Genomic DNA, 586 nt, shown 5'->3' with positions numbered 1-586 from the left:
ACAACGTGGCCAAGGCTCATGGTGGTTACTCGGTGTTCGCCGGTGTAGGAGAGAGAACCCGTGAGGGAAACGATCTCTACCATGAGATGATTGAGTCTGGTGTCATCAACCTGAAAGACACCACCTCAAAGGTGGCTCTGGTGTACGGACAGATGAATGAGCCCCCAGGTGCCCGTGCCCGCGTGGCTCTGACTGGACTGACCGTTGCTGAATATTTCCGTGATCAGGAGGGGCAGGATGTGCTGCTTTTCATTGACAACATTTTCCGCTTCACCCAGGCCGGATCAGAGGTGTCTGCCCTGCTGGGTCGTATCCCCTCTGCTGTGGGTTATCAGCCAACTCTGGCCACTGACATGGGTACCATGCAGGAGAGAATCACCACAACCAAGAAGGGTTCGATCACATCTGTGCAGGCCATCTACGTGCCTGCTGATGACTTGACTGATCCTGCCCCTGCCACCACTTTCGCTCACTTGGACGCCACCACTGTGTTGTCTCGAGCTATTGCTGAGCTGGGCATCTACCCCGCTGTGGACCCACTGGACTCCACTTCCCGTATCATGGACCCCAATATTGTGGGATCAGA

General features: G+C 55.5%; 1 pseudogene. It reads left to right on the top strand.

What is annotated here, in order from left to right:
- A pseudogene (locus GQS57_RS18570) lies at positions 1–586 on the top strand (F0F1 ATP synthase subunit beta); the annotation flags it as partial.

Origin of the sequence: Polaribacter sp. 20A6 (assembly GCF_011378915.1) — a bacterium.
Lineage (GTDB): Bacteria > Bacteroidota > Bacteroidia > Flavobacteriales > Flavobacteriaceae > Polaribacter > Polaribacter sejongensis.
The sequence above is the reverse complement of the archived record's forward strand: the minus strand, read 5'-3'. Positions and strand labels throughout refer to the sequence as shown.